Source organism: Kocuria sp. CPCC 205263, from assembly GCF_040981075.1.
GTDB lineage: Bacteria > Actinomycetota > Actinomycetes > Actinomycetales > Micrococcaceae > Kocuria > Kocuria rosea.
In genome coordinates, this window is the sequence record NZ_JAVKPV010000011.1 from 81402 (window position 1) to 102464 (window position 21063).

Sequence of the window (21063 nt, forward strand, 5' to 3'; positions counted from 1 at the left end):
GAAGCATTCCGAATGCATCCCGAGAGGACCCGCACCCGTGATCGTCGAAGCCGTCCTCGGCAACCTGGCCGAGCTCACCGAGCCGGAGCGCGCCGGCCTGCACCTGGAGCGGGTCGCGCTCTCCGGGCCCGAGCTGCGCAAGCGCGTCCAGCGGGTCGTGACCGACCACGGGACCGAGGTGGGGATCCGGCTGAGCTCGCGGCGGGAGCTCAGGAACGGCGACATCCTGCACCGGGACGGCCACAACGCCGTGGTCGTCTCGACCCTGCCCACCGACGTCCTGGTCGTCGCGCCCGCCACGATCGAGCAGATGGGCTTCGTGGCCCACTCCCTGGGCAACCGGCACCTGCCCGCCCAGTTCCTCGGCCCCGCGGCCGACGTCGCGGAGCTGCCCGGCCACGACGGGGTCATGGTGCTCCAGTACGACCACACGGCCGAGGCCTTCCTGCGGGACGCCGGGGTGCGCTTCGCGCGCGTCGAGCGGCAGATGGAGGTCCCCTTCCGCCATGCCGAGCACACCCACTGAGCACTCCCCCGCGGGCGCCGCCGGATCGCTCGCCGGGACGCTCGCCGTGCTGCAGCTGGCCGACTCCGCCCTGCCCACCGGGGCGTTCGCCCACTCCCTGGGGCTCGAGACCTACGTGGACGACGGCACGGTCCACGACGAGCCGAGCTTCCTGGCCTGGGTCCGGCACTGCCTGCACCACCAGGTGGTGCCGTCGGAGGGATGGGCGGTGCGCGCGGTCGCCACGGCGTCCGACGACGACACCGTGTGGCGCGCCGACGACCTGCTGGCCGCCCAGGCCCTGCCCGTCCAGGTGCGGGACGCCGCGACCGCGATGGGCCGGCGGATGACCGGCATCGGCGCCGAGAACTTCCCCTCCCCCCGGCTGCTGGTCTACGCGCAGCGACAGCGCGCCGGGACGAGCCGCGGCAGTCCCGCGGTGGCCTTCGCGCTCGTGGGCGCCGGCCTGGGCGTGGCCTGGGAGCAGCTCGCCGGCGCGTACCTCTTCTCGACCGTGACCTCCCTGACCCAGAACGCCGTGCGCGGCATCCCCATCGGCCAGAACGCGGGCCAGCGCGTGCTGCGCGCCCTGCACGAGGACGTCGCCCGCGGCGTCGAGCGGATCGGGTCCATGGCCGACCACCAGGCCGGGGCGACCAGCCCCGGCCTGGAGATCGCCCAGATGCGCCACGCCTGGCAGCGAGCCCGCATGTTCATGTCCTGACCCACCACCGCACCGACCGCACCGACCGCACCGACCGCACCGACCGCACCGACCCAGGAGCTCACCATGACCACCGTCTCCCCCGCCCCCTCCGCGCCGACCGGCCGCGGCCCCGTGCGCATCGGCGTGGGCGGGCCCGTGGGCGCCGGCAAGACCCAGCTCGTGGAGCGGGTCACCCGGGCGCTGATCCACGAGGTCTCGATGGCCGCGATCACCAACGACATCTACACGATCGAGGACGCGAAGATCCTGGCCCGCAACGGCGTGCTGCCGCTGGACCGGATCGTGGGCATCGAGACCGGCGGCTGCCCGCACACCGCGATCCGCGAGGACACCTCGATGAACGAGGCCGCGATCGAGAAGCTGTGCGCCCAGCACCCGGACCTGCAGGTCGTGTTCGTCGAGTCCGGCGGGGACAACCTCTCCGCCACGTTCAGCCCGGAGCTGGTCGACTTCTCCATCTACGTCATCGACGTGGCCCAGGGCGAGAAGATCCCCCGCAAGGCCGGGCAGGGCATGATCAAGTCCGACCTGTTCGTCATCAACAAGACCGACCTCGCCCCGCACGTCGGCGCCGACCTCGACGTCATGGCCGCGGACTCCGCCGTGTTCCGCAAGGACCGGCCGTTCTGCTTCACCAACCTCCGGACCGACGAGGGCCTCGAGCGGATCCTCGCGTGGATCCGGCACGACGTGCTGATGCTGGACATGGTTCCGTGACCGCCGTCGCGGCGGCCTCCGCTCCGACGGGCCGGCTCGAGCTGGTCCTGGTGCCCCGCGGGGACCGGACCGTGGCGGCCCACCAGTTCCACGCCGGCGCCCTGCGCGTGCTGCGCCCGCACCACCTGGACGGGTCGGGGCAGCCGTGCTTCGTCGTCGTCAATCCCGGCGGCGGGTACCTCGGCGGGGACCGCTACGAGCTGGACGTCACGGTCGGGGCCGCCGGCACCGCTCTCGTCACCACCCAGTCCGCGACCAAGGTCTACCGCACCCCGGCCGCCCCCGCCCGCCAGGACGTGCGCTTCGAGCTCGGCCCCGGCGCGGTCCTCGAGTACCTGCCGGACCAGCTCATCGCCTACGAGGACGCCGACTACGTGCAGTCCACGACCGTGACGATGGACCCCTCGGCCTGCCTCGTGGCGGGCGAGGTAGTCACCCCCGGGTGGGCGCCGGACGGCACCGTCTTCCGCTACCGCGGCGTGGTGCTGCGCACCGAGGTGCTGATGGGCGGGCGCACGGTGGTCCTCGACAACCTCCGCCTGCGCCCGGGGGAGGACGCCGTGGCCGAGCTCGGCTTCCTGGAGGGCCGCACGCACCTCGGCTCCCTGCTGGTCGTGGACCCCCGGGCGGACCGGGAGCTGGTGGAGGAGGTCCACGACCTGCTCGCCGCGGCCGAGACCCGGGTGCCGGGGCTGCGGTGCGGGGTCTCCGAACTGCCGGTGCCCGGCCTCGTGGTCCGCGCCCTGGGCCCCGGCTCCGCGGAGCTGACGCACCTGCTCCTGGACGTCTCGGCGCTGCTGCGCGCGCGGTGGACGGGGCAGCCGCGCGTGGCCCTGCGGAAGTACTGATTCCCACCGGCCCTCCCTCCGGGCTCGGGGCGCCCCCAAGACCGAGGAGAGGACATGGGACGTCAACCCGCCGGAAACGCCGCGGCCACATGCCGGGACGAGGATAGGGGGACCGGGCGCACGAGACGGAAGGGGCTCCCCATGACCGCGAGCAACAGATGGATCCTGGGCCTGGCCCGGGTCCGGCCGGGTGACCGGATCGAGGCCTGGGAGCACCGGCAGCCCCGCTTCACCGGCACGGTCAGCGAGGTGGTCCCGCAGCTGGGGATCGCCTGGGTCCTCGAGGACCGCACGGGACTCCGGCGGCTGGTCTCGATCCGGGGCCACCGGCTGCGCCGGTCCGGGCTGGTGACCGCGGCCTGACCGCCCGGGACCCTGGCATCGGCGCCGGAACGCGCGCACGATGGACCCCACGGGCGGGCACCAGGGCCCGCCGCGGCCGGTGGAGGACACGATGCCAGAGGCTCTCACGTTCGACTCGGGCGGCGTCCCGTGCGCCGCCACGCTGTACCGCCCGACGCCGGCCGGCGCCGCGGCGCCCTGCGTGGTCATGGGCCACGGCTTCACCGGCACCCAGGACCAGCTGACCGAGCACGCCGCCGGCCTCGCGGAGCACGGCCTGGCCGTGCTGACCTTCGACTACCGGCGGTTCGGCCGCAGCGGCGGCGCACCCCGGCAGATCGTGGACGCCGCGGAGCAGCTCGAGGACTGGCGCGCGGCCGTGCGCCTGGCCCGCTCCCTGCCCGGCCTCGACCCGGCCCGCACCGCGCTGTGGGGCAGCTCGCTGTCCGGCGGGCACGTCCTGCGGCTGGCCTCCGAGGACCGGCGGACCCGGGCCGTGGTCGCCCAGGTGCCGGAGTTCGGCAAGGGCTCCGAGAGCACGGCCGGCGAGATCCGGGCCAAGAAGCGGCAGGAGCACATCCCGCTCGGGCTGCTCCTGCGGACCACCGTCCGGCTGCTGTCCGCCGCGGTCCGCGACGAGCTGCGGGGACGGCGCGGGCTCCCCCCGCGCTGCATCCCGGTGTTCGCGCTCCCCGGGGACGTGGGCGCGATCATCGACCCGGACAGCGACCGGTACCTGGAGCACGCCGTGGAGACCGGCCCCACCTGGCGCAACGAGTTCGCGCCCCGGCTGCTCCTCCACCCTCCCGTGTACCTGCCGGGCACCGCCGAACGGGTGCGGGCGCCGCTGCTCGTGTGCGTCGCGGAGCAGGACACCGAGACGGATCCGCGGCGGGCCGCGCAGATCGCCCGGGCGGCGCCGCGGGGCGAGGTCGTGACGTACCCGGTGGGGCACTTCGCGGTCTACGAGGACCCCGTGCGCTCGCGCGTGCTCGAGGACCAGGCCCGGTTCCTGGTCCGCCACCTCCGCCCCGGGGCGGAGCCGGCCGGCGGCCGCTGACGGTTCGCTCGCCCGGAGCGGCCGAGGCTCCGTCTGCCGGGGGAGGCCCCGGGGCGGGCCGCGCCGATAGCGTGCTGGGAGCGGCCCCGGCGACGGACGCGGGCCGGCCGCGCCGACCTCCCCGGAAGGACCCCGATGATCGACGCCCTGCAGGAATTCACCTCCTCCCTGCCGCCGCTGCTCCAGTGGCTGGGGGTGGTGGTGGCAGGAGCGATCCCGTTCGTCGAGTCCTACTTCGGGTCCGTCGTCGGCGTCCTGGCCGGCCTCGACCCGGCGATCGCCGTCGGGGCCGCCGTCGTCGGCAACGTCGCCTCCATGCTGGCGCTGGTCCTGGGCGCGCACGGCCTCCGCCGCAGGTTCGCCGGCGACCCCCGGGAGCCCTCGCCCCGGCAGCAGAGACTGCGCCGGGCCTTCGACAAGTACGGTGTGGCCGGTGTGAGCCTGCTCGGCCAGACCATCCTGCCCAGCCAGATCACGGCCACCGCCATGGTCTCCTTCGGCGCGGACCGCAACGCCGTCATCCGGTGGCAGATCGTCTCCATCGTCCTGTGGGGCGTCGCCTTCGGCACCCTCGCGGCCATGGGCGTCGGCCTGCTGGACGCCGGCTGAGCCGCGCCGGCGCCCGGAGCGCCGGGCCGGGGTGCGGAAAACCGCAGGCGCACCAGGTGGAGAACGTCGCTGTGGCGACGACCCCCGCGACCGTAGCGTGAGGGCATGAGCACACCGCACGAGACCCGACCCCTTCCACCCGTACCGTGGGGCAGCCCCGGCACCGATCCCGGCACCGGGAGCCCCGGCGACGCCCCCGGCACCGGTCGTGGGACCCCGGACGACGCCCCCCGCCCCGCGGGCGGTTCCCGGCCCGCGGGGCCCGCCGCCGGGGCCCGGTCCCGGGAGTGGGGACCGTGGTCCCCCAGGACCCTGTTCTTCGGCACCACCGACCTCGTGGTGGACGCCGCGCTCGGCACGCTGTGGCTGACGGCCCTCGTCTCCCTGGTCTCCGCCGGTTTCGCCTCGCTCGCCGCCCTGGTGGGCGTGGTCCTGCTCGTGGCCGCGATCTACGCGGTCCGCGGGATCGAGTGGGTCGAGCGCCGCCGCACGCAGGCGGCGTTCGGGCTGCACCTGCCCGCCCCGCGCCGGCGCCGCTCTCCCCGCACCGACGGCTGGCGGATCGTCCACCAGTGGTGGCTGGACGTCTCCGACGCCGCGTTCTGGACGGGACTGCTGCACCTGCTCCTCACCACGGTCCTGGGCTGGGTCGCCGTGGCGGCCCTGGCCGGCACCGGCGCCGCCGTCGCCCTGGCCTTCGCGCCGCTCTACGCGGCGCCGAACAACCCGCTCTGGCCCTCCGAGGTGGTCGGGACGTGGCCGGACTGGGCCGTGGTCCTGACCGGGATCACCCTGGCCCTCCTCGGGCTGCTCGTCGTGGTCCTCGCCGTGGCCGCGCACCGGGGCCTGTCCCGGCTGCTGCTCCGGGTGGACGAGGCGGCGGAGCTGCGCCGCCGGGCCGCCGAGGCCGCGGCCGCCCGCGAGACCGCCGTCCGCGGCGCCCGCACCGAGCGCTCCCGGATCGAACGGGACCTGCACGACGGCGTGCAGCCCCAGCTCGTGTCCGTGGCCATGAACCTGTCGATGGCCCAGCGCCGGATCGACCACGACCCCGCCGGGGCCAAAGACCTCATCGGGGAGGCGCACGCCACCACCAAGGCCGCGATCGCCGAGCTGCGCCGCCTGGCCCGGGGCTTCCACCCGGCGGTCCTGGAGGACCGTGGCCTCGACGCCGCCCTCTCCGCCGTGGCCGCCCAGTCCCCCGTCCCGGTCGCCGTGGACGTGCGGGTGCCGCGGCTGGCGCCGGAGACCGAGGCCGCCGTGTACTTCGCGGTCTCCGAGGGCATCGCCAACATCGTCAAGCACGCCCAGGCCGGCGCCGCGTCGGTGCGGGTGGGCCTCGAGACCGATCCCGCGGGGGGCACCCGCGTGGTCGCCCGGATCGCCGACGACGGCCGCGGCGGCGCCGTGGTGGTCCCGGGCGGCGGCCTGTCCGGGATCGCCGACCGGATCCGCTCCGCGGGCGGGCACTTCTTCCTCGACTCCCCCGCGGGCGGGCCGACCGAGCTGACCGTCGAGCTGCCGGTCGCCCGGGGGGCGGGATCCTGATGCGCATCGTCATCGCCGAGGACGCCGTCCTCCTGCGCGCGGGCCTCGTCCGCCTGCTCACCGAGGCCGGCCACGAGGTGGTCGCCGACGTCGACACCGCGGAGGACCTGCTCCGGGCCGTCGAGGAGCACGAGCCGGACTTCGCCCTCGTGGACGTGCGGCTGCCGCCGACGTTCACGGACGAGGGCATCCGCGCCGCCGTCCTCGTCCGCTCCCAGCACCCGCGGATCGCGGTGCTCGTGCTCTCGCAGTACGTCGAGGAGCGCTACGCCTCGGAGCTCATCGCGTCCCGCCGGGACGGGCTGGGGTACCTGCTCAAGGACCGGGTCGCGGACGTCGACCAGTTCCTCGAGTCCGTGGAGACCGTGGGTGCGGGCGGCACCGTCCTGGACCCGGAGGTCGTCTCCCAGCTGCTCGTGCGCTCGCGGCACCGCCAGGACCTGGAGCTCCTCTCCCCGCGGGAGCACGAGGTGCTCGGGCTCATGGCCCAGGGGCTCTCCAACGCCTCGGTCGCCGCGAACCTCTTCCTCACCGAGTCCTCGGTGGAGAAGCACATCCGCTCCGTGTTCACCAAGCTGGGCCTCGCCCACGAGGACGGCGGCAACCGCCGCGTCCGCGCGGTCCTGCGCTACCTCGGCTACCCCGACCCCGGGCCCGGCCACACCCCGTCCGCCCACCCGTCCCACCAGGAGCACCGGCCATGAGCACCCACCCCGAGCACCCCGCCGCCCAGGACGTCCTCAGCGACAACGAACGCACGGCCTGGCTCATCCCCACCGCCGTGCTCGGCGGCATCGGCGCCCTCCTCCTGCTGGGCGCCGGCGGCGCGACCGCTGCCGCGTCCCTGTCCGTCCAGGAGCACCGGGTGGACACCACCGTGACCGAGTCCGTGGACACGGTCGTGGTTGACGGCCGGTCGGCGGTCGTCGAGGTCGTGACGGCCGACGTCCCCGACCTGCGGGTGGAGTCCGTGTACGCCGGGTTCCGGCTCGAGAGCGCCCCCGAGCCCCGGGTCGAGGACGGCAGGCTGAGCATCGACGCCCTCCCGTTGCGCTCCTGGCCGGGCGCCGGCAGCGGGATGCACGTGCGGATCACCGTCCCCGCCGGGGACGAGCCCGTGGACCTGCGGCTCTCCGGGGACGCCGGCGCCCTGAGCGTCGAGGGCGACTTCGGCGACGTCCGGCTCGACACGGAGGCCGGCGTCATCGGGGCGAGCGGCAGCGCCCGCACCCTGTGGGCGTCCTCCGAGGTCGGCGCCGTGGACCTCGACGGGATCCGGGTGCGCGAGGACCTGGACGTGCACACCGAGGTCGGGGCCACCGAGGTCCGGCTCGTCGGCGAGGCCCCGCGGCGCGTGGCCGTCACCACCCGGGCGGGGGCCGTCGAGGCCGCGGTCCCGGACGCCGACTGGTGGACCCCCGCGGTGGCCGGCGCGGACGACCGCGACCCCGAGGACCTGACGGCGGCCACGGTCTGCACCGCCGTCCCCGACGACCGCCCCTGCCTGTACGTGGCCTCGGCCGTGGGCGCGGCGGAGATCACCTACGGCGGCCGGTCCGTCACCCCTGGCAGCGGGGCGTCCGCGCGGTAGACTGGACCCTGTTGTCCGGGTCGGGCGCACCGGGAGGGGGGACGGTGCGCACATCCTCCGAGGACCCCTGTGAACCCTCTGACCACCCCTTCAACGGCCGAGCGCGCGGCCCGCGTGCCCGCCGCCCCGGCCCCCGCCGCGGAGCACCCCGCGGCCGCCCCGCACGACACCGGCCGCCGGACGACGCCCTCGTCCGGCGGCCGGTACGCCCGGCTCGTGCAGCTCGCCGGGCGCGACTTCCTGCCGATCGCCTTCGCGGCCCGCCTGCCCCTGGCCATGCTCACCGTCGGGGCGCTCACCCTCGCCACCGCCGTCAGCGGCTCCTACGTCGTCGGAGGGCTGGCCGCCGGCGCCGTCGGGGTCGGCTCGGCGCTGGGCGGGCCCCTGATGGGCCACCTCGCCGACCGCCTGGGCCAGCGGTCCGTGCTGCTGGTCTCCGCCCTCGCCCACGCCGTGGCCATCGCGCTGCTGCTGGTCACCGCCTACGCCCCCGCGGGCCCGGACGCCCCGGCCGTGCCGCTGCTCGTCGGCGCGTCCCTGCTCGTGGGCGCCACCTGCCCCCAGGTCGGCCCGCTGGCCCGGGTGCGGTGGCGCGGCCTGGTCGGCGGGAACCGGCGCGAGCTGGACACCGCCCTGTCCTACGAGTCCACCGCCGACGAGCTGACCTTCGTGCTCGGCCCGGCCCTGGTGGGTGTTCTGGCCTCCCTGGTCGCCCCCTGGTCCTCCTTCGTCCTCGCGGCCGCCCTGACCCTCACCATGGTCACGACCTTCGCCGTGCACCCCACGCGCCTGGCGGTCCCGGCCGTCTCACGGGAGGACCGGCGCCGGGCGGCGGCCCGTCCCGTCACCGGCCGCGAACGGCTCCTCGTGCTGCTCCCCGTCCTGGGGATGGTGGCCATGGGCGCGTTCTTCGGCGCCGTGCAGAACGGTCTCAACGCCTTCGGCGGCGAGTTCGGCATCCAGAGCGCGACCGGTCTGCTCTACGCCGTGCTCGGCATCAGCTCGGCGGCCGCGGCCCTGTCGGTGGCGTGGTGGCCGCAGCGCTTCCCGCCCGCCTCCCGCTGGCTGGTCAGCTCCGGCGCCATGGCCGCCCTGAGCCTGCTGTTCCTGCTGCCGAGCGGGATCGGGTCCATGCTCGTGGTGCTGCTGCTCGCCGGCCTGCCGCTGGGGCCCGCCATGGTCACGATCTACACCATCGGCGGGGACGTCGCCCGGCCGGAGCGGCTGGGCACCGTCATGACGATGCTCGCGAGCGGCGTGGTCCTCGGCTCCGCCGTGGGCGCGGCGTCGGCCGGTCTCCTGGCCGAGACCGCCGGGCACCGGGGCGCGTTCGCCGCCGCGGTCGGCGCGGCCTGCGCCATGGTCCTGATCAGCGCGGTGCTGGCCGTGCTCCGGCACCGGGACCGCTGACCCGCGGGACGTCCGGCACCACGGACCCGTCCGGCGGGACCGGCGCGGTCAGACCAGCGGCGACCGTGGCCGGTGCTCCCTGTTGCCCAGGCCCTCCCGGCCGTCCAGATGGTCGACGAGCTCCCGCAGCGCCTCGAGCGAGCTCACGGTCTCCGACCAGCCGGTGACCTCGCGGATCCGCGTGGTGTCCATGATCGGCACGGCGCCGGCGAGGTCGATCCAGCCGGGGTCGGTGGGCTGCAGCCGCAGCCGGTAGGTGATCGCCACGAGCGCGCGGACCAGGGCCGGCGGCACGGGCAGCACGCGCCGGGCGCCGAGCACCTGCGCCACGCCGTCCGCGCCGAGCACCGGCTCGGCGGCGACGTTGAACGCCCCGCCGGCCCGGTGCTGGATGACCCGCCAGAACGCGTCCGCGACGTCGTCGGTGTGCAGCGTCTGGAAGCGGAACTTCTCGGGGAACGGCAGCACAGGCAGGCGCAACCGGGCGATGAGCTTCCTGGGCACGAGGGCGCCGAAGAAGTAGTCCCCGATCTCGGGGGCGGCGTCCGCCTGGAACAGGAAGCCGGGCCGCAGCCGGGTCACCACGATCCCGGGGTGGGCCTCCTCGAACCGGTTGAGCAGCGCCTCCGTCTCGGCCTTCTGCACGTTGTAGTGCGAGGTCTCGACCCCGCCGACCGGCCAGGACTCGTCCACGGCCCGGTCCTTGGGGCCGGGGCTGTAGGCGCCGAGCGAGGAGGGGTAGACGATCTGGGGCACGCCGGCGAGCACCACGGCGTCGAGCACGTGGACGAGGCCGTCCACGTTCGTCTCGTGCATCAGCGCGAAGTCCCGGTTCGGGCGGATGAGCCACACGAGGTGGATCACGGCGTCCGCGCCGGCCATGATCTCCGCCAGCGCCGCGGTGGACTCCTTCGCGGCGACGTCGACGGTGTGCCACTCCACGCCGTCGTAGGGCTCCCCGCCCCGCTCGGGCCCCTCGCGGGAGACCCCGACGATGCGGGTGACCTCCGGCGCGGCGTGCAGCCGGCGGAGCACCGCGGTGCCCACGTTGCCCGTGGCTCCCAGGACGACGATCTTCACGATGCTCCCCCTCCGCCGGTGCAGGACCTACTGGTCCTGGACCCTGCCGCTCTCGCCCTGCAGGCGGTCGATGTGCTTGGACGCCTCGGCCTTGGTGAGGTCCGCCGGCAGCTCCTCGCCGGCCTCGCGGGCCAGGGTGTCGAGGTAGCTGCGCTGCGCGCTGGTCATCGGCTCCTCGCCGGTGGCCCACTCGTCCGGGTCGCGGTCGAGCCCGCTGCCCGGCTCGGGGCTGGAGGCACCGATGGTCTGCTGCTCGTCGGGGTCCGGAAATCCGCTCGCGTTCTCAGTCATGCGCCCCATGATAGTCACATCCCTTATGGTCTCCGCCCCGCCGGCAGCCCGGCATTCCGTGCCGCCGCACCGCTCCTGCCGCGACGGGGACGGAGTCAGTAGGCTGGTGGCCCCGGGGAGATCCGTGCTGGGCCCCGGCGACGCCCTTCCCACGAGCGAGGAGAAGCAGATGAGCGAGCAGCCGTCCACCGGCCCGAACGGCGCCGCGGGCGCCGGAGTCCGGTCCGACAAGCTCGAGGCCTACATGCTCGGGCACTACATGGGGGCCCTCTCCGGGGTGCGGCTCTTCGACGAGGCGGCCACCACGTGGGCCGGCACCCCCTACGAGGGCCGGTTCGCGGCGTTCGTCGACGAGATCAAGGACGACATCGGCCGCCTCGAGGCGATGATCGACCGCCTGGGCTCCGGCCGGCGCACGGTGGCCAAGGGGCTCGGGACCGTCACCGGCATCGCCTCCCGGCTCAATCCGCTGAGCCGGATCCGGGAGCGGACCGGCATCGCCGCCCACGGTGAGCTCGAGATGCTGCAGTCCCTGGTGGTCGCCAAGCGCAGCATGTGGGCCACGCTCCTGGAGCTCGCCCCCGCCGAGCCGCGCCTCGACGCCGAGGAGCTGAGGACCCTCGAGGCCGGAGCCGCCGACCAGTACGATCGCCTGCGGGCCATCGCCGCGGAGACGGCACGGGACCGGTTCCTCGCCCGGGACTGATCCCGTGACCGACAGCTCCGCGCCCCCCGGCACCGGGGCCGCCCCACCGCCCGCGGACGACGACTCCTCCGGCCCGGCCACCCCGGACGCCTCCCCCGCCGCCTGGAAGGCGCTGCTCGCCGGCCGGACCGGCCCCGCGCCGCCGCCGGGAGCGGAGCTCGCCGAACGCTACGGACCGCTCGTGGCGCACCGGGGCCCCCTCGTCCTCGCCCAGCTGGGACAGAGCCTGGACGGGTTCATCGCCTCGCGCACCGGGCACGCCGAGTTCGTGACCGGCCCGGAGGACCGGGAGCACCTGCACCGGTTGCGGGCGCTCGTGGAGGCCGTGGTCGTGGGCGTCGGCACCGTGGTCGCCGACGACTGCCGACTGACCGTCCGCGCCGTGCCCGGCCCCCATCCCACCCGGGTGGTCCTGGACCCCTCGGCGCGCACCCCGCTGACCTCGGCCGTGCTCACGGACGGCGCCGCGCCCACGCTGTGGGTCGTGGGCGAGGACGCGGACGCGCCCGCGGCGCCGGCACCGCACGTCGCGGTGCTGCGGGTGCCCGTGGGCGAGCACGGGCTGGCACCCCGGGCCGTGCTCGAGGCGCTGGCCCGGCGGGGCCTGCGGCGGGTGCTGGTGGAGGGCGGCGGACGCACCGTCTCCGGGTTCCTCGCGGCCGGGACGCTGCACCGTCTCTACCTCACCACCGCGCCCATGCTCATCGGGGACGGGGTGCCCGGCATCCGGTTCCCCGGCGCGGACCACCTCTCCGGGGCACTGCGCGCCCCGGTGCGCCGCTTCGTGCTCGGTGACGACCTCTGCACCGAGCTGACCTTCCGGGCCTGAGCGCTCGATGAGCTCAGGCCCCCGGCAACGGATCGGCAGGGTGGCCGGACCCGTCCCCGATCCGGTGCAGTCTGATGAGGTTGGTGGATCCGGGCACCCCGGGAGGCGAGCCGGCCGACATGACCACCAGGTCGGCCGGCGCGGCCAGCTCCATCCCCAGCAGCGCGGTGTCGATGTGGGCGGCCATGGCCTCGGTGTGCGCCGGCGCCGGGGCGAGAACGGGGTGCACACCCCAGGCCAGCGTGAGCTGGTTGCGGACGTCCGGGGCAGGGGTGAACGCGTAGACCGGCCGGAGCGGGCGCAGCCGGGAGAGCCGGCGGGCGGAGTCCCCGGTCTGCGTGAAGGTGCAGATGGAGTGCGCCCCGAGCTGTTCGGCGATCGCCACCGCGCCCAGGGTGATGGCCCCACCGCGGGTCCGGGGTGCGCTGCCCAGGGGCGGGATGCGCTCCAGTCCGTGGGACTCGGTGGAGGTGATGATGCGGGCCATCGTCTGCACCGCGAGCACCGGGTGGGCGCCCACACTGGTCTCCCCGGAGAGCATGACCGCGTCGGCGCCGTCGAGCACCGCGTTGGCGCAGTCGGAGGCCTCGGCCCGGGTGGGGCGGGGGCTGTCGATCATCGACTCGAGCAACGGGGTGGCGACGATCACGGGCTTGGCCCAGCGCCGGGCGAGCTCGATGGCGCGCTTCTGCACGATCGGGACCTGCTCCAGCGGCAGCTCCACGCCCAGGTCACCGCGGGCCACCATGAGGGCGTCGAACGCGTCGATGATCTCGTGCAGGGAGTCCACCGCCTGCGGCTTCTCGATCTTGGCGATCACCGGGACCCGCCGACTCTCCTCGTCCATGATCTCGTGGACGCGGTCGGCGTCGGAGGCGTCGCGGACGAAGGACAGGGCGATGAAGTCGACTCCGCGGCGCAGGGCCCAGCGCAGGTCGTCCTCGTCCTTGTCCGACAGCGCCGGAACGTCGACCGGGATCCCGGGCAGGTTGATGCCCTTGTTGTCCGACACCACCCCGGGCACCGTCACCTCGGTGACCACCTCGTGCTCGGTGACCTCGACGGCCCGCAGGGCGACCTTGCCGTCGTCGATCAGCAGCGCGTCCCCGGCGCGGACGTCCCGGGGCAGGCCCGCGAAGGTGGTGGAGCAGAGCTCACGGGTTCCCGCGACGTCCCGGACGGTGATGGTGAACCGGTCGCCGACGGCCCGGTGGTGGGGGCCGTCGCGGAACCGGCCCAGCCGGATCTTCGGTCCTTGCAGATCCGCCATGACGCCCACCTCGCGGCCCAGCTCGGCGGCGGCCGCCCGGATGTCGAGGTAGGTGGTGTCGTGGACCCGGTGGTCGCCGTGGCTCATGTTCAGCCGTGCCACATCGACCCCGGCCGCCAGAAGGGCCCGGGTCCGATCACGACCGGCCACGGCCGGGCCGAAGGTGGCAACGATCTTCGCTCGTCTCATGGAACGTCCTGTCGTCGACACGAGGGGAGGACGAAGGGACCCGGCAGCTCGGCGCGCTCGTCGTCGCAAAGCTCCTTCCGGGCCGGTGCGGCTCAGCCGCCCAGCCGGTCCCGCAGACTCTTGACGTGACCCTCGGCCTGGACGTTGTACTCCGCGGAGCTCACGGTGCCGTCCTGCTCGATGACGAAGGTCGAGCGGAGCGGGCCGGTCCGGGTCTCCCCGTTGACCGTCTTCTCCCCCCAGGCACTCCATGCCCGGGCGGCCTGACCGTCGGGATCGGAGAGCAGCCGGTAGGGAAGGTGGTACTCCTCGGCGAATCGGGACAGGGTCTCGGGGTCGTCCCCGGAGACCCCGAGCACGGTGTAGCCCAGGTACTGGAGCGAGGCGAGGTTGTCCCGGAAGTCGCACGCCTCCGAGGTGCAGCCGGGGGTGAAGGCCTTGGGATAGAAGTAGACGATCACCTTGTGGTCGCGCAGCTCGGAGAGCCGAACCTGCTGTCCTTCGTGGTCGGTCAGTGCGAGGTCGGGGGCCTGCCGGCCGGTCCGGATCTGCTGGGTCATGGGTTCTCCTCAAGGGGTGGATCGGTGAAGCGAGCCGGCGCGCTGGTCTGCTCCGGCTCCTGGAAGACGTGGTTACGGGAGGCGTCGAGCGGCCACGCGGCCCACCATCGCGCCCACGCAGGCCGAGGACACCGCGAGCGCCCACAGCGGTGCGGTCCGCCGGTGCCGGTGCAGCGGGCGGCTGAGGTCCGGGTCGCAGTCGATGGCGGTGTAGTCGAAGAAGATCGCTGGTGCGGGTGACGGCGCGGTGTGGTTCACGGGTTCCTCCAGAATTCGTACTATGGAATTAAGTTTCCACAATATGAAATTAGTACCCCTTGGGGCGCTCGTCAAGAGGGATCGCGAGAACGGGTGCCTCCTCGGAGGCAGCGTCGCGGAGACCCCCGGCGCGGAGTGCGGCACCGATCCGTCAGCCGCGGCCGGTGAACGGCATCCCCGAGGCGGTCAGCACGAGCGAGTTCACCGTGGCGGAGGCGGGCAGCTCGGCCATCATCAGCACCGCTCGCCCCACCTCCTCGACGGGGAAGCTCGGCTCCGGTCGCAGCGTACCGTCGGCCTGCAGGGCGCCGCCGTCCGTGCCCAGGCCCGTCAGCAGCTCCGTGGCCGCGTTGCCGATGTCGATCTGCCCGCAGGTGATGCCGTAGGGGCGCCCGTCCAGGTCCAGGGACCGGGTGAGGCCGGTGACGGCGTGCTTGCTCGCGGTGTAGGCCGCGGACAGGGGCCGGGGCGCGTGCGCGGAGATCGAGCCGTTGTTGATGATCCGCCCACCTCGGGGCTGCTGCCGCTTCATGACCCGGACGGCCTGTGCCGAGCACAGGAACGTCCCGGTCAGGTTGACCTGCAGGGTGCGCTGCCACTCCCCGGGATCGATCTCGTCCGCCCCGCCGCGGGGCCCGAAGGTGCCCGCGTTGTTGAACAGCACGTCGATCCGCCCGGTCAGCCGCTCGATCTCCTGGAAGGCCGAGGCCACGCTCTCGGCGTCGGCAACATCCACCGGGACGATCCGGGCACCGGGTGCACCCTCGGCGGTCTCCACCAGGGCGGCACGCCGCCGGCCGGCGAGCACCACCACCCACCCGGCCGCCAGGAAGGCGCGCGCCACCGCGCGGCCGATCCCCGAACCGGCCCCCGTCACCACGACCACCCTCTCCTCCGCACCCGGACCGCCGTGCCGATCCCCTGCTCCATCCATAACGTTCCCTCCGTACTCCCTTGGCATGGCCGCAACCCTCCTGCCCCGCAGTGAAACCGAAGTTTCAAGCCCGGCACCTCTCTGCAAAAAATCAGTAACACGAGGATGAAACTATTGACTTCCAGCTTGTGAGCCAGTTCACTATACATAGTGAAAGTTTTCTTCCACATTACGGAATACAGAGAGGTGACAGGCACACTCCATGAAGCTCACCGCGTTCAACTCCCTCAACAGGACCCAGGCGGCCGAGGTCGTCCGTCCGGCGCTCGACATCCCGCGCTGGGTGGAGGCCGTGGTCGACGCCCGGCCCTACGCCCACCATGATGCCCTGCTCAGCACGGCCCGGACGGCCGCGAAACCGTTCAGTGCCGAGGAGATCGAGAGAGCCCTGTCCCACCACCCTCGCATCGGCGAGCGGGCCGAGGGCGACCACGCGGAGGCCGGGCTGTCGCGAGCGGAGCAGTCCGCGGTCGACCCCACGGACACCGACGTCCAGCAGCGCCTGCGCGAGGGCAACCTCGCCTACGAGGAGCGTTTCGGCCAGGTGTTCCTCATCCGCGCCGCCGGGCGCACCCCCGAGGAGATCCTCGACCAGCTCTCCGCCCGCATGGACAACGACCCCGGGACGGAGCAGGCCGTGGTCGCCGACCAGCTGCGCCAGATCGCCCTCCTCCGACTCGAAGGACTCGTCACCCCATGAGCTACGTCACCGCCCACGTCCTCGACTCCGTCACCGGCACCCCCGCCCAGGGGATCGCCGTGGCCCTCGAGGCCGCCGACGGCACCCCCATCGCGACAGCCGAGACCAACGCCGACGGACGCGTGCCCGAACTGGGCCCAGAGACCCTGGAATCCGGCGACTACCGGATCACCTTCGCCACGGGGCAGTACTTCGCCGGCCGGAACCAGCCGACGTTCTACCCGTTCGTGACGGTGAACTTCACGGTGCAGGCCGAGGAGAGGCACTACCACGTGCCGCTCCTGCTGAGCCCGTTCGCCTTTTCCACCTACCGGGGCAGTTGACCCAGGAGTTGACGGGCCCGCCCGTCTTCGACCGCCCCGAGCAGCAGAGAGCACTTCTCACACTCCAAGGAGAATCGTCATGACCGACGTCACCACCCGGACGGCCACGGACACCGTCGTCCTGGGCAAGAACCAGTACGGCAAGGCCGAGAACCACGTCGTGCGCGTCGACCGCGCCACCGACCGGCACGAGATCCGTGATCTCGTCGTCACCTCGCAGCTGCGCGGCGACCTCGAGGCCGTGCACACGGAGGGCGACAACGCCCACTGCGTGCCGACCGACACGCAGAAGAACACCGTCTTCGCCTTCGCGCAACAGTACGGGATCGAGTCGCCCGAGCAGCTCCTGCTCAAGCTCGCCGACCACTTCACCGGCGAGTTCGAGTGGATCACCGGAGGCCGCTGGGCCGCCCAGGAGTACGCCTGGAACCGGATCGACGACCACGACCACTGCTTCGTGCAGAACAAGGACGAGGTGCGCACCGCGGTGGTCGTGGCCGAGGGCGGGTCCCGCACCGTCATCTCCGGATTCAAGGACCTCACGGTCCTGAAGTCGACCGAGTCCGGCTTCGCGGGCTATCCCAAGGACAAGTACACGACGCTGCCCGAGACCGAGGACCGCATCATGTCCACGGACGTGGCCACCCGCTGGCGGTACAACACCACCGACGTGGACTACGACGCCGTCTACGCGGACGTCAAGAAGATCATCCTGACCAAGTTCACCGACCACTACTCCCGGGCGCTGCAGGAGACCCTCTACCTCATGGGCAAGGCCGTCATCGAGGCCCACCCGGAGATCGACGAGATCAAGTTCTCCTGCCCGAACAAGCACCACTTCGTCTACGACCTCGGGTTCTGCGACCTGCCGAACAACAACGAGACACACTACGCGGCGGACCGTCCGTTCGGGCTGATCGAGGCCACCATCCAGCGCAAGGGCGCGCCCGAGAACGAGCAGGCCTGGATGGGCATCGCCGGCTTCTGCTGAGCTGCGCTCCACCCGGCGCCGCCCACGGCGGCGCCACCGGGGTCCGTCGTCGCCGGCCGTGCACGACGACGACGGGCCCTGGCCACACCCTCCTGCGGCCGGCGCGACCGCCGCCCGCCCGTCCGGCACTCCTGCCGCGACCACCGCGCACCGCGCACCTCTCTTCACCTCCTCGCTCCGCCCCGGTCCTGCCCCTTCGCCGGCCCCGGGCCTCTCCCGTCACCAGGATCCCTAGGAGAACACCATGGCCAGGTCACGCACCGCCGAGCCGCCCAGCACCCGCACCCGACCCCGTCCGGAGGACGAGTACCTCGGGGTGGGCAGCAGCCTCGGCTACGGACTGCAGCACGTGCTCACCATGTACGGCGGCATCATCGCACCCCCGCTCATCATCGGCGGCGTCGCCGGGGTGACCCCGCAGGAGCAGGGCCTGCTCATCGCGGCCTGCCTCTTCGTGGGCGGACTCGCCACAGTCCTGCAGTCCTTCGGCATCAAGTTCTTCGGCTCCCAGCTGCCTCTCGTGCAGGGCACCTCCTTCGCCTCCGTCGCCACCATGACCGCGATCGCCCAGGGCGACGGCGGCATCCAGGCCGTCTTCGGCGCGGTGATCGCCTCCGCGGTCCTCGGCTTCCTCATCACACCCTTCTTCGCCAGCATCGTGCGCTTCTTCCCACCGGTCGTCACGGGCGTGGTGATCACCGCGATCGGGCTGACGCTGTTCCCGGTGGCCGCCCGCTGGGCCATGGGCGGCAATGCCCAGTCCCCCGAGTACGGCTCGGTCGGCAACCTCGGACTGGCCGGGGCGACCCTGCTGATCATCCTGCTGCTGTCCAAGGTGGGCAGCGCCGTCATCTCCCGGCTGTCCATCCTCATCGGGCTCGTGCTGGGCACGGTGCTCGCCGCGGTCCTCGGCAAGGCCGACTTCAGCCAGGTCGCCGAGGGCAACATCTTCGCGTTCCCGGAGCCGCTGGCCTTCGGGCCCCCGGTCTTCGAGGTGGCCGCCATCCTCTCCATGTTCATCGTGGTGCTGGTGATCCTCACCGAGACCACCGCCGACATCATCGCCGTGGGCGAGATCGTCGACACGAAGGTCGACAAGAAGCGCATCGCCGACGGTCTGCGTGCCGACATGGCGGCTTCGGCGGTCGCCCCGCTCTTCAACGGCTTCACCCAGAGCGCCTTCGCCCAGAACGTCGGGCTCGTGGCGATCACCGGGGTCAAGAGCCGCTTCGTGGTCACGGCCGGCGGCGTGATCCTGGTGGTCCTGGGTCTGCTGCCCGTCCTCGGCCGGGTCGTCGCGGCGGTGCCGCCGCCCGTGCTGGGTGGGGCCGGCATCGTGCTCTTCGGCAGCGTGGCCGCCTCCGGCATCCGCACCCTGGCCAAGGTGGACTACAAGAACGGCGCCAACCTGATCATCGTGGCCACCTCCATCGGCTTCGGCATGCTGCCGATCGCCGTCCCGGAGATCTACGCGAACTTCCCGGGCTGGTTCGAGACCATCTTCCACTCCGGCATCAGCTCCGCCGCCGTGATGGCGGTGCTGCTGAACCTGCTCTACAACGAGTTCCGCGCCGGCAATCCGGCGCGGGGCACAGGCTCCGTGTTCGCCAACGCCCCGGTGCGCGCCGTGCGCTACGAGAGCCTGGAGCACCTGCAGGACCACCTGCAGGAGGGCGACACCGTCAAGGACGGCAAGCTCGTGGACTGCGAGGGCAACCCGGTCCCCGTGGTCACCGCCGCCGGCGAGATCATCGACACCAGGGTCTGCAAGCCCCAGGACGGCCCCGGCGGCTCGTCCGCGCACTGACCCGCCGGCGAACCTCCACCGGTCTTCTGCGGCGCCGGGGATCCCGGCGCCGCAGGAGGCCGGTCGGACATGTCTCTCCTCCACCCCTGACTTTCTCCACCCATGACCACTGAGAAAGAGTTGACGTGACCCCTGAGCACATGGTTGAACACCGCAACCGGCCGACCCCCGACGCCCCGGACAGCACATCGGCCGCAGCCGCGCAGTGGCTGGGTTCGTTCGAGGACCTCATCGAGAAGCAGGTGCGGGAGCGGACGCAGTACCTCCTGCAGTCGTCGGCACCACGACCCGGGTCCGGGGTCTCGGCCGCCTCGACGGTCACCACGGACTACGTCAACACGATCCCCGTGGACCAGGAGCCGGAGTTCCCGGGCGACGAGGAGATCGAGCGCACCTACCGCCGCTGGGTGCGCTGGAACGCCGCCGTGATGGTGCACCGGGCCCAGCGTCCCGAGATCGGCGTGGGCGGTCACATCTCCACCTACGCCGGCGCGGCCACCCTCTACGAGGTCGGCTTCAACCACTTCTTCCGCGGCCCCGACCATCCCGGCGGCGGGGACCAGGTCTTCTTCCAGGGCCACGCCTCCCCGGGCATGTACGCCCGGGCGTTCCTGGAGGGCCGGCTCACCGAGGAGCAGCTGGACGGCTTCCGGCAGGAGAAGTCCAAGGGCAGCGATGGCATCCCGTCCTACCCGCACCCCCGCTCCATGCCCGACTTCTGGCAGTTCCCGACCGTGTCCATGGGCATCGGCCCGATGAACGCGATCTACCAGGCGCAGTTCAACCGCTACCTGCACCACCGCGGGATCAAGGACACCTCCGAGCAGCACGTGTGGGCGTTCCTGGGCGACGGCGAGATGGACGAGCCGGAGTCGCGCGGCCTGCTGCAGCTGGCCGCCAACGACAAGCTCGACAACCTCACGTTCGTCGTCAACTGCAACCTGCAGCGCCTGGACGGGCCGGTGCGCGGCAACGGCAAGATCGTCCAGGAGCTCGAGGCCTTCTTCCGCGGCGCCGGCTGGAACGTGGTCAAGGTGCTGTGGGGACGGGAGTGGGACCCCCTGCTGGCGGCCGACACGAACGGCGAGCTGGTACGGGTCATGAACGAGACCCTCGACGGGGACTACCAGACCTTCAAGGCGGAGTCCGGCGGGTTCGTCCGTGACCACTTCTTCGGCCGGTCCACCACGACCAAGGAGCTCGTCGCGGACATGACCGACGACGAGATCTGGGCCCTCAAGCGCGGCGGCCACGACTACCGCAAGGTTTATGCCGCCTACCGGGCGGCCGCCGAGTTCCGGGGCAAGCCCACGGTGGTGCTCGCGATGACGGTGAAGGGCTACGGTCTGGGCGCCTCCTTCGAGGCGCGCAACGCGACCCACCAGATGAAGAAGCTGACCATGGAGGACCTCAAGGCCTTCCGCGACCACCTGCGCATCCCGATCACCGACGAGCAGATCGCCGACGACCTCTACGGCGCGCCCTACTACCACCCCGGCCCCGACGCCCCGGAGATCCGGTACCTGTTGGAGCGCCGGAGGGAGCTCGGTGGAGGCCTGCCGACGCGCCGGGCCCGGCACGCGCCTGTGGCGCTGCCCGGGGACGACGCCTACCGGTCCGCGAAGAAGGGCTCGGGCAAGCAGATGGCGGCCACCACCATGGCCTTCGTGCGCGTCCTCAGGGATCTCATGCGGGCCAAGGAGTTCGGCCACCGGATCGTGCCCATCGTCCCCGACGAGGCCCGCACCTTCGGCATGGACTCGTTCTT

General features: G+C 73.0%; 23 protein-coding genes and 1 pseudogene. 18 read left to right on the forward strand and 6 right to left on the reverse strand.

Going from position 1 to position 21063, the window contains the following annotated elements; genetic code table 11:
- The first annotated feature begins 37 nt into the window (after window positions 1–37).
- From ureE to RF647_RS15755, 11 genes are all read left to right on the forward strand, one after another.
- Window positions 38–526, forward strand: a complete 489-nt coding sequence (gene ureE, locus RF647_RS15705; RefSeq protein ID WP_368812544.1) for an urease accessory protein UreE — start codon at window positions 38–40, stop codon at window positions 524–526.
- The gene (locus RF647_RS15710) at window positions 507–1229 is read left to right on the forward strand and encodes an urease accessory protein UreF (RefSeq protein WP_368812545.1); all 723 of its coding nucleotides are present in this window, start codon (window positions 507–509) and stop codon (window positions 1227–1229) included. The genes ureE and RF647_RS15710 overlap by 20 nt, the downstream gene beginning before the upstream one ends.
- A gap of 66 nt (window positions 1230–1295) precedes the next feature.
- On the forward strand, window positions 1296–1949 hold the full coding sequence (gene ureG / locus RF647_RS15715; RefSeq protein ID WP_368812546.1) for an urease accessory protein UreG: 654 nt from the start codon (window positions 1296–1298) through the stop codon (window positions 1947–1949).
- Window positions 1946–2797 carry an urease accessory protein UreD gene (locus tag RF647_RS15720; protein WP_368812547.1) on the forward strand — a complete coding sequence of 284 codons (852 nt, stop codon included), beginning with the start codon at window positions 1946–1948 and terminating at the stop codon, window positions 2795–2797. The genes ureG and RF647_RS15720 overlap by 4 nt, the downstream gene beginning before the upstream one ends.
- Before the next feature lie 141 nt (window positions 2798–2938).
- Entirely contained in the window at window positions 2939–3160 is a 222-nt protein-coding gene (locus tag RF647_RS15725; protein ID WP_368812548.1) for a hypothetical protein, read from the forward strand.
- Window positions 3161–3251: 91 nt separating this feature from the next.
- Window positions 3252–4199: an alpha/beta hydrolase gene (locus RF647_RS15730; protein ID WP_368812549.1), complete on the forward strand. Its 948-nt coding sequence runs from the start codon at window positions 3252–3254 to the stop codon at window positions 4197–4199.
- Between the two features lie 135 nt (window positions 4200–4334).
- Window positions 4335–4808 carry a hypothetical protein gene (locus RF647_RS15735; RefSeq protein WP_017834789.1) on the forward strand — a complete coding sequence of 158 codons (474 nt, stop codon included), beginning with the start codon at window positions 4335–4337 and terminating at the stop codon, window positions 4806–4808.
- 105 nt (window positions 4809–4913) lie between these two features.
- Complete coding sequence (locus RF647_RS15740) at window positions 4914–6356, forward strand: histidine kinase (RefSeq protein WP_368812550.1); 1443 nt, start codon at window positions 4914–4916, stop codon at window positions 6354–6356.
- Window positions 6356–7060, forward strand: coding sequence for a LuxR C-terminal-related transcriptional regulator (locus tag RF647_RS15745; protein ID WP_368812551.1), 705 nt, complete (start codon window positions 6356–6358; stop codon window positions 7058–7060). The genes RF647_RS15740 and RF647_RS15745 overlap by 1 nt, the downstream gene beginning before the upstream one ends.
- Window positions 7057–7947, forward strand: a complete 891-nt coding sequence (locus RF647_RS15750; protein WP_368812552.1) for a hypothetical protein — start codon at window positions 7057–7059, stop codon at window positions 7945–7947. The genes RF647_RS15745 and RF647_RS15750 overlap by 4 nt, the downstream gene beginning before the upstream one ends.
- Before the next feature lie 69 nt (window positions 7948–8016).
- Window positions 8017–9357 carry an MFS transporter gene (locus RF647_RS15755; protein WP_368812553.1) on the forward strand — a complete coding sequence of 447 codons (1341 nt, stop codon included), beginning with the start codon at window positions 8017–8019 and terminating at the stop codon, window positions 9355–9357.
- Between the two features lie 48 nt (window positions 9358–9405).
- On the opposite strand, the gene RF647_RS15760 is transcribed toward RF647_RS15755, so the two are convergent.
- A complete protein-coding gene (locus tag RF647_RS15760) occupies window positions 9406–10437 on the reverse strand; it encodes an NAD-dependent epimerase/dehydratase family protein (protein ID WP_368812554.1) in 1032 nt (343 codons plus the stop codon).
- Between the two features lie 27 nt (window positions 10438–10464).
- Window positions 10465–10728, reverse strand: coding sequence for a DUF3072 domain-containing protein (locus RF647_RS15765; RefSeq protein WP_368812555.1), 264 nt, complete (start codon window positions 10726–10728; stop codon window positions 10465–10467).
- Window positions 10729–10897: 169 nt separating this feature from the next.
- Between RF647_RS15765 and RF647_RS15770 the strand changes: the two genes are divergently transcribed.
- Window positions 10898–11434 carry a hypothetical protein gene (locus RF647_RS15770; RefSeq protein WP_368812556.1) on the forward strand — a complete coding sequence of 179 codons (537 nt, stop codon included), beginning with the start codon at window positions 10898–10900 and terminating at the stop codon, window positions 11432–11434.
- A gap of 4 nt (window positions 11435–11438) precedes the next feature.
- Entirely contained in the window at window positions 11439–12263 is an 825-nt protein-coding gene (locus RF647_RS15775) for a RibD family protein (RefSeq protein WP_368812557.1), read from the forward strand.
- Between the two features lie 13 nt (window positions 12264–12276).
- Here the strand turns inward: RF647_RS15775 and pyk are convergent, their stop codons facing one another.
- The 4 genes from pyk to RF647_RS15795 all read right to left on the reverse strand — a co-directional run bounded on the left by pyk (window position 12277) and on the right by RF647_RS15795 (window position 15474).
- Complete coding sequence (pyk, locus tag RF647_RS15780; protein WP_368812558.1) at window positions 12277–13722, reverse strand: pyruvate kinase; 1446 nt, start codon at window positions 13720–13722, stop codon at window positions 12277–12279.
- Window positions 13723–13814: 92 nt separating this feature from the next.
- Window positions 13815–14282, reverse strand: coding sequence for a peroxiredoxin (locus tag RF647_RS15785; protein WP_368812559.1), 468 nt, complete (start codon window positions 14280–14282; stop codon window positions 13815–13817).
- 72 nt (window positions 14283–14354) lie between these two features.
- The gene (locus tag RF647_RS15790) at window positions 14355–14540 is read right to left on the reverse strand and encodes a hypothetical protein (protein ID WP_368797222.1); all 186 of its coding nucleotides are present in this window, start codon (window positions 14538–14540) and stop codon (window positions 14355–14357) included.
- A 151-nt stretch (window positions 14541–14691) separates the two neighbouring features.
- Window positions 14692–15474, reverse strand: a complete 783-nt coding sequence (locus RF647_RS15795) for an SDR family oxidoreductase (protein WP_368812560.1) — start codon at window positions 15472–15474, stop codon at window positions 14692–14694.
- 202 nt (window positions 15475–15676) lie between these two features.
- Here RF647_RS15795 and uraD point away from each other — a divergent pair, with 202 nt between their 5' ends.
- The 5 genes and pseudogenes from uraD to RF647_RS15820 all read left to right on the forward strand — a co-directional run.
- Entirely contained in the window at window positions 15677–16174 is a 498-nt protein-coding gene (uraD, locus tag RF647_RS15800; RefSeq protein ID WP_368812561.1) for a 2-oxo-4-hydroxy-4-carboxy-5-ureidoimidazoline decarboxylase, read from the forward strand.
- The gene (uraH, locus tag RF647_RS15805; protein WP_368812562.1) at window positions 16171–16497 is read left to right on the forward strand and encodes a hydroxyisourate hydrolase; all 327 of its coding nucleotides are present in this window, start codon (window positions 16171–16173) and stop codon (window positions 16495–16497) included. The genes uraD and uraH overlap by 4 nt, the downstream gene beginning before the upstream one ends.
- Window positions 16498–16576: 79 nt before the next feature.
- Window positions 16577–17488, forward strand: a complete 912-nt coding sequence (gene pucL / locus RF647_RS15810) for a factor-independent urate hydroxylase (RefSeq protein WP_368812563.1) — start codon at window positions 16577–16579, stop codon at window positions 17486–17488.
- A 244-nt stretch (window positions 17489–17732) separates the two neighbouring features.
- Complete coding sequence (locus RF647_RS15815; RefSeq protein WP_368812564.1) at window positions 17733–19295, forward strand: nucleobase:cation symporter-2 family protein; 1563 nt, start codon at window positions 17733–17735, stop codon at window positions 19293–19295.
- Window positions 19296–19435: 140 nt separating this feature from the next.
- Window positions 19436–21063 (forward strand): annotated as a pseudogene (locus RF647_RS15820) (pyruvate dehydrogenase (acetyl-transferring), homodimeric type); the annotation flags it as partial.